General features: G+C 67.9%; 9 protein-coding genes and 1 pseudogene. 5 read left to right on the top strand and 5 right to left on the bottom strand.

Features of this window, described 5'->3' with window-relative positions; translation table 11 throughout:
- From AC1DZ6_RS16070 to AC1DZ6_RS16060, 3 genes and pseudogenes are all read right to left on the bottom strand, one after another.
- Positions 1 to 223 (bottom strand): annotated as a pseudogene (locus AC1DZ6_RS16070) (AraC family transcriptional regulator); the annotation flags it as partial.
- A gap of 102 nt (positions 224 to 325) precedes the next feature.
- Complete coding sequence (locus AC1DZ6_RS16065) at positions 326 to 763, bottom strand: hypothetical protein (protein ID WP_477098158.1); 438 nt, start codon at positions 761 to 763, stop codon at positions 326 to 328.
- A gap of 85 nt (positions 764 to 848) precedes the next feature.
- Entirely contained in the window at positions 849 to 3,254 is a 2,406-nt protein-coding gene (locus AC1DZ6_RS16060; RefSeq protein WP_477098157.1) for an ATP-dependent helicase, read from the bottom strand.
- Between the two features lie 134 nt (positions 3,255 to 3,388).
- Between AC1DZ6_RS16060 and AC1DZ6_RS16055 the strand changes: the two genes are divergently transcribed.
- On the top strand, positions 3,389 to 3,589 hold the full coding sequence (locus tag AC1DZ6_RS16055; RefSeq protein ID WP_477098156.1) for a hypothetical protein: 201 nt from the start codon (positions 3,389 to 3,391) through the stop codon (positions 3,587 to 3,589).
- Between the two features lie 11 nt (positions 3,590 to 3,600).
- Complete coding sequence (locus AC1DZ6_RS16050) at positions 3,601 to 3,837, top strand: hypothetical protein (RefSeq protein ID WP_477098155.1); 237 nt, start codon at positions 3,601 to 3,603, stop codon at positions 3,835 to 3,837.
- Here AC1DZ6_RS16050 and AC1DZ6_RS16045 read toward each other — a convergent pair.
- A complete protein-coding gene (locus tag AC1DZ6_RS16045; protein ID WP_477098159.1) occupies positions 3,834 to 4,061 on the bottom strand; it encodes a ribbon-helix-helix domain-containing protein in 228 nt (75 codons plus the stop codon). The two genes, AC1DZ6_RS16050 and AC1DZ6_RS16045, sit on opposite strands and share 4 nt — an antisense overlap.
- 160 nt (positions 4,062 to 4,221) lie before the next feature.
- Between AC1DZ6_RS16045 and AC1DZ6_RS16040 the strand changes: the two genes are divergently transcribed.
- The 3 genes from AC1DZ6_RS16040 (at position 4,222) to modA (ending at position 6,232) form a co-directional block, all read left to right on the top strand.
- Positions 4,222 to 4,956, top strand: a complete 735-nt coding sequence (locus AC1DZ6_RS16040) for a Coq4 family protein (protein WP_477098154.1) — start codon at positions 4,222 to 4,224, stop codon at positions 4,954 to 4,956.
- Positions 4,953 to 5,345: a nuclear transport factor 2 family protein gene (locus tag AC1DZ6_RS16035; RefSeq protein ID WP_477098153.1), complete on the top strand. Its 393-nt coding sequence runs from the start codon at positions 4,953 to 4,955 to the stop codon at positions 5,343 to 5,345. Before AC1DZ6_RS16040 ends, AC1DZ6_RS16035 begins: the two co-directional genes overlap by 4 nt.
- A 125-nt stretch (positions 5,346 to 5,470) precedes the next feature.
- Positions 5,471 to 6,232: a molybdate ABC transporter substrate-binding protein gene (gene modA, locus AC1DZ6_RS16030; RefSeq protein ID WP_477098152.1), complete on the top strand. Its 762-nt coding sequence runs from the start codon at positions 5,471 to 5,473 to the stop codon at positions 6,230 to 6,232.
- Here the strand turns inward: modA and AC1DZ6_RS16025 are convergent.
- On the bottom strand, positions 6,217 to 6,643 hold a 427-nt coding region (locus AC1DZ6_RS16025; RefSeq protein ID WP_477098151.1), incomplete at its 5' end, for a LysR substrate-binding domain-containing protein. The genes modA and AC1DZ6_RS16025 overlap by 16 nt on opposite strands.

Genomic DNA, 6,643 nt, shown 5'->3' with positions numbered 1-6,643 from the left:
GGGCCACCGACAGGATGTCGGGAGCGCCATCGGCCAGCTGCCGCGCCGCCTCCGTCAGCCGCCGCGCGCGCAGATAGCCGATCACCGGGCGACCGGTGGCGACCACGAAGGCGCGGGACATGTGGTAGCGCGAGATCCCGCCGCTGCGGGCGACGTCGTCCAGGTCCAAAGGCTGGGCGGAATGGCTCTCGATAAACCAGATGGCTTTCTCGACGGGATTCATGTCGGGTTCTCACGAAGCGTGACGCCTGGATAGCGCCCGTTCGCGAGGCTCATTTGATGGCTATTGCGCCGTGAGGTCGAGCGTCCGGCCGAAGCGAGGGCGTCATTTCGTGGGTGTGGCGATCGGACTCGGCGGCTGGCGGAACAGCCAACCGGCTACCGGTCGCCCTGGAATCTCGTGACGCGTCCAGATGCGAGACCCGCCGTCGAAGATCGTGAAGCTGCTCGAACCCAGGCTGGGACCGAAATTCAGGAGACCCGACTTGCCGTCGGCATTGGGTTGGCAGGTCACGCCGGCATAGGGGGTCTGAACCGCCGCCGTGCTGGCGGGATCGACGCCGATCAGGCCTCGCCCGGCGCCGACGCCTTTGGCGTCGAACCTCAAGCTCATCGCCCCGAAGGCGTCCGGAAAGTTGTCGAACTTGCCGCGAATGACCCCGGCGTAGGTGACGTTCTTGAACCCGTCGCAGGCGCCGGCGGCCTGGGCCAGACAGGGCGTCAGAACGACGCCGAGCGCGGCGATCAATGCGATCTTCTTCAAGGCGATTTCCCCGAGATCTGCTCTCTTTTGGCGAGTTTCCTCCCGGGGGCCGCTTTCGTCAATCAACGTTATGCGAAATTTCTGCTCACGCCTTCTCGACGAAGCTGTCGATCACCTTCTTGTCGCCGGCCTTGTCGAACGACACCGACAGCTTGTTGCCCTCGACGGCGGTGATCTTGCCGTAGCCGAACTTGACGTGGAACACCCGGTCGCCGCGCTTGTGGTCGCTGGCCGCCGAGCTGGCCGAGACCGCCACCAACCGGCCCTCGCCCTCGATCGGCGCCGAACGGGACGCCGAACCGCTGCGCCAGGTCGGGGTGTTCTTCTCGCCAAAGCCAGACGCTCGGTCCTGGGCTCGTTTCCAGCCCGGGCTGTCATAGCTGCCGGCCGTGAAGGTGCTGGTCCCCGGATCGTCCCAGCGTGACGACACCGTCTGCTGCATGCCCGGACCGCCGCCGTAATAGCCGGTCTCGGACGCCGCATCGACGTGGGCCAGGGGCAGTTCGTCGACGAACCGCGAGGGCAGCTGGCTGGTCCAGCGGCCATAGACCTGGCGGTTGGCCACGAAGCTGATCCGGGCCTCCTCGCGGGCCCGGGTGATGCCGACATAGGCCAGCCGGCGCTCTTCCTCGAGGCCCTTCTCGCCCTTGTCGTCCATGCTGCGCTGGCTGGGGAACACGCCTTCCTCCCAGCCGGGCAGGAAGACCAGGGGGAACTCCAGCCCCTTGGCCGAGTGCAGGGTCATGATCCAGACCGCGTCGTCGCCGGCGCCCTTGTCCAGGTCCATGACCAGCGACACGTGCTCGAGATAGGCCTCCAACGTGTCGAAGGCGCTCATCGACTGGACCAGTTCCTTCAGGTTCTCCAGCCGCGTCTGGCTGGTGGGACCCTTGTCCAGGCGCAGGGCGTCGGTGTAGCCGCTCTCCTCCAGCACGGCCTCCATCACCCGCTGGTGCGGGGTGTTGGCGGCCAGCGCGCGCCAGCGGTCCAGGTCGCGCAGGAAGTTGCTGAGCGCCGTGCGGGTGCGGGCCGGCAGGTCGTCGCCGCCGATGATCACCCGGGCCGCGTCGACCGTGGAGATGCCTTCCAGGCGAGCGATCTGCAGCAGCTTGGCCACCGAGGTGTCGCCGATGCCGCGCTTGGGGGTGTTGACGATGCGCTCGAAGGCCAGGTCGTCGTCGGGCGATTGGATCAGGCGCAGATAGGCGTGGGCGTCGCGAATCTCGGCGCGCTCGAAGAACCGTGGGCCGCCGACCACCTTGTAGGGGATCTGCAGCATCACGAAGCGCTCTTCGAAGGCCCGCATCTGGAACGAGGCGCGGACCAGGATAGCCATCTGGCTATATTTGCGACCGGCCCGCTTGGCCTTTTCGATCTCGTCGGCGACCATCCGGCTCTCGGCCTCGCCGTCCCAGACGCCCGAAACCTTGACCTTCTCGCCGCCCTGGATCTCGGTCCACAGCGTCTTGCCCAGCCGGCTCTTGTTGGTGTTGATCAGCCCCGCCGCCGCGGCCAGGATGTGCTCGGTGGAGCGATAATTGCGCTCCAGCTTGACCACCTTGGCGCCCGGGAAGTCGCGCTCGAAGCGCAGGATGTTGTCGACCTCGGCGCCGCGCCAGCCATAGATCGACTGGTCGTCGTCGCCCACGCAGCAGACGTTCTGGCGACCTTGGGCCAGCAGCCGCAGCCACAGATACTGGGCGACGTTGGTGTCCTGGTATTCGTCGACCATCACGTACTGGAAGCGTCGCTGGAAGTCGGCCAGCACGTCCGGATGGCTGGTGAAGATGGTGATGTTGTGCAGCAGCAGGTCGCCGAAATCGCAGGCGTTCAGGATGCGCAGCCGCTCCTGGTACTGGCGGTACAGCGCGATGCCCTTGCCGTTGGCGAACTCGCCGGCCTCGCTCTGGGGCACGCGATCCGGGGTCCAGCCCCGATTCTTCCAAGTGTCGATCAGGCCGGCCAGGATGCGCGGCGTCCAGCGCTTGGAGTCGATGTTGTCGGCCTCGATCAGCTGCTTCATCAGCCGTTCCTGATCGTCGGTGTCGATGATCGTGTAGCTGGACTTCAGCCCGATCAGCTCGGCATGACGGCGCAGGATCTGGGCCGCTACTGAGTGAAACGTGCCCAGCCACCGCAGGCCCTCGGCCTCGTCGCCGATGATGTGGGTGATGCGTTCTCGCATCTCGCGCGCGGCCTTGTTGGTGAAGGTCACGACCAGCAACTCCCACGGCCGGGCCCGGCCCGTCGCCAGGATGTGGGCCAGGCGGGTGGTGAGCACCCGGGTCTTGCCGGTGCCGGCCCCGGCCAGGACCAGCACGGGACCCTCGGTCGCCTCGACGGCGGCCCGTTGCTCGGGGTTCAGCCCCTCCAGGTAGTTCGGCGCGGGCCGGTCTGGTCCGCGCGGGCGGGCCAGGTCGGAGATGCGCGGGGCGGGGAGGTCGCCGGGAAAATCGCCTGAGGGCGGGGACGAGTCGAAGGCAGAGGACATGGAACATATGTAGCACAAAGTTCGCGCGGCTTAAGCCCTTGCGCCCATCCGTCGCCCCCAAGCGGTCTGGACGTCGGAACCTCGACCTTCACCTTCCGTTTGTTGGGCGGGGACGGAATTCACAGGAGACGGACGTGGCTGAAGAAACCAATTCGAGCGGCGGTGGCGGGACCGGCATGGCGTTCATCATCGGCGCCTTGGTGGTGGTCGTGGCGGTGATCGCCTACTTCGTATTCACGGGCGGCGTGACCCAGAAGAAGAAGGTCGACATCAACGTGTCCGCGCCGCAGCTCGACGCGCCCAAGATTCCGGACGCGCCCAAGCCGGCCGGCTAGGGGAGGACGCCATGCCGCGTCATGACGACATCCGGCCGCGTCATCTGGGCGTGGCCGGTCTGACGCTGCTGGGGGTGCTGCTGCTGATCGCCGCCTTGGTGATCGGCGGCTGGCGCTCTGGTCTGCTGACCGTGCGCTCGGCCGATTTGTCGATGCAGATGCCCAAGACGCCGGCCTTGCCTCGGCGGACGCCGAGCCCGGAGCCCATTCCGCTGCCTCGGCCTGGTCCGGGCGTGGTTGAGGGCTAGACCGTTCCGGCCTCGCCGGCCTGGGCGTGCAGCAGGGCGAACACGCGGCAGGCCGAGGCCAGCGGACGCTCGCCGCGTCCGGCGTCGATACGCTGGATCAGGCTGGCGATGCTGATCTTGTCGGCGACGGCGGCCAACTGCAGCACGGCCCAGAACTCGGGCTCCAGGGCCAGAGAGGTCGCGTGGCCGGCCAGGTTGATCGAACGCTTCTTCAGACTGCCCATCTCGCCCATCCCCTGTTGCTCTTTGATCACGTCGCAGATCGGGGGTCGCTGAACCCTCTTGAATAAAAATGACGCCATGTCATCTTTAGTGGGTTCAGCAGGAGCATGCCTCATGATTGCAGCCACGCAAGTGCTCGGTGAGCCAAAGGCGCGTCAACCGATGAAGCGGGGGCGTCAGTCCTTCAACCTGCAGCCTTTGCGGGCGCTTCGGGCTGTCCGGCGCCTGATCGCCGACAAGGAAGACACCGCCTCGGTGTTCGAGATCATGCGCGCCCTGGCGGGGAACGCGATCCCCAAGGGCTATAGCCGTCTGCTGAGCACGCCCGAGGGCGGCCGCATCGCCTATGAGCGTGAAGAGTTCGCCGAGCGGCTGTCGGATCCGGCCTGGCTGGCCCAATTCGCGCCCGGCACGGTCGGCGCCGCCTATCGCGACTTCATCGCCCCGCGCGGCCTGTCGGCCGAAGGCCTGGCCGAGGAAAGCCGCAAGATTCCCGAGGCCGATGTCGACGCCGCCCACCCGCTGGCCTGGTACGCCCGCCGCATGCGCGACGTGCACGACGTCTGGCACGTGCTGACCGGCTACGGCACCGACGCCCTGGGCGAGGTGTGCGTGGTGGCCTTCTCCTACGCCCAGACCCGCAGCCTGGGCTTCGCCGTCATCGCCCTGGCCGGCGCGCGCCAGTTCCAGAAGGCCAGGCTGGGCCAGCCGTACGGCCAGGCGGTGCGCGAGGCCTGGCGCAACGGCCGTTCGGCGGCCTGGCTGCCGGCCGTCGACTATCCGGCGCTGTTCGCCATGCCCCTGGAAGAAGCCCGCCGGATCTACAAGGTCGCGCCCAATAGCGCCTATCAGGCTGTTCCGGCGCAGTACCGCGATCGCTACAAAGACGCCGCGTGACCGAAGCGGCCAACCGCGCGGTCGCCGAGCGCTACGCCAGGGCATGGGAGGCCAGCGACCTGGCCGCTCTGCGCGCCTGCTACCACCCCGACTTCACCCTGCACTATTTCGGCGACCATCCGCTGACCGGCGACCATGTCGGCCTGGCCGCCGCCCTGACGACCTTGGCCGAGGTCAGCCGTCGCACCCGTCGCAAGCTGGTCCGCATCGTCGACGTGACCGCCGGACCWGAGCGAGCGGTGGTGATCGCCCGCGAGGCCTTCGAGCGCGACGGCGTCGTCACYGAACTGGACCGCGTGCTGGTCTACCGCATCGAGGCCGACCTGCTGGCTGAGTGCTGGGTCTATGACGGCGACCAGGCGCTGGTGGACAGCTTCCTGCGCGGCTGAAGCGGCGCTCCAGAATTCCTCATATCGCCCGTGCGCGCCGAAACGTCGCCGAGGCTTGACCTTTTCCGGCGTTCGGTAGTTCAACTACATAACGCACTGGGCGTCGGCCTCCCGAGAGATTCTGCATGATCACCCGTCGTTTCAAGCTGGTGGGTTTGGCCCTGTTCGGGGCCGCTCTGACCTTGGGAGCCGCGCCCGCCTTGGCGGCCGACACCCAGGTCGCCGTCGCCGCCAACTTCACCGAGCCGGCCAAGGAGATCGCCACGGCCTTCAAGGCCAAGACCGGCCACACCGCCACCCTCAACTTCGGCGCCTCGGGCCAGTTCTACACCCAGATCGCCCACGGGGCGCCATACGAGGTGTTCCTCTCGGCCGACGCCGAGCGTCCCAAGAAGGCCGAGCAGGAGGGCCTGGCCGTCGCCGGCACGCGCTACACCTACGCCGTCGGCCGGTTGGTGCTGTATTCGAAGACCCCGGGCCTGGTCGACGCCAAGGGCGCGGTGCTGACGTCCGACAAGTTCACCAAGCTGGCCATCGCCGACCCGACGGCCGCGCCCTACGGCCAGGCGGCGGTCGAGACGCTGCAGAAGCTGAAGCTCTACGACGCCCTGACGCCGAAGATCGTCAAGGGCTCGTCGATCACCCAGGCCTACCAGTACGTGGCCACCGGCAACGCCGAGCTGGGCTTTGTCGCCCTGTCGCAGGTGATCAACGAGCCGGGCGGCTCGCGCTGGCTGGTGCCGGCCGCCGACCACGCGCCGATCGAGCAGCAGGCCGTGCTGCTGAAGACCGGCGAGAAGAACCCCGCCGCCCGGGCGTTCGTGACCTTCCTGAAGTCGCCGGCCGCGATCAAGATCATCAAGCGCTACGGCTACGAAGTCCGGTAGCGCGCGATCAGCGGGTCGGCCGCCGCCTGGGCCAGGATCCAGTCGCGGAAGGCGACGATCTTGCGCACGCGGCGGCGCTCGGTCGGATAGGCCAGCCAGTAACCGCCGCCGTAGTTGGCGGTGATGTCGAACGGCGCCACCAGCCGGCCCTGGGCGATCTCCTGGGCGAAGAAGATCGGTGAGCCCAGCGCGAAGCCCTGGTCCGCCAGGGCCGTGGCCACTTCCAGAGCCTGGGCGTCAGCCGACAGGCGCGGCGGCGCGCGATCGTCGCGCGCATCGACGCCCGCCGTCTCGAACCAGCGCACCCAGAACTCCGGCGATCCGATGCGCGGGGCGTGCAGCAGGTCGGCAGGGTCCTTCAAGCCGCCGGACCGGGCCAAAACGGTCGGCGTGCACAGCACGGTCTGAACC

It is taken from the genome of Caulobacter sp. P1_B12_2 (assembly GCF_056406675.1).
Note: the sequence above shows the minus strand (reverse complement) of the source record. Positions and strands in the feature narration are given on the sequence as shown.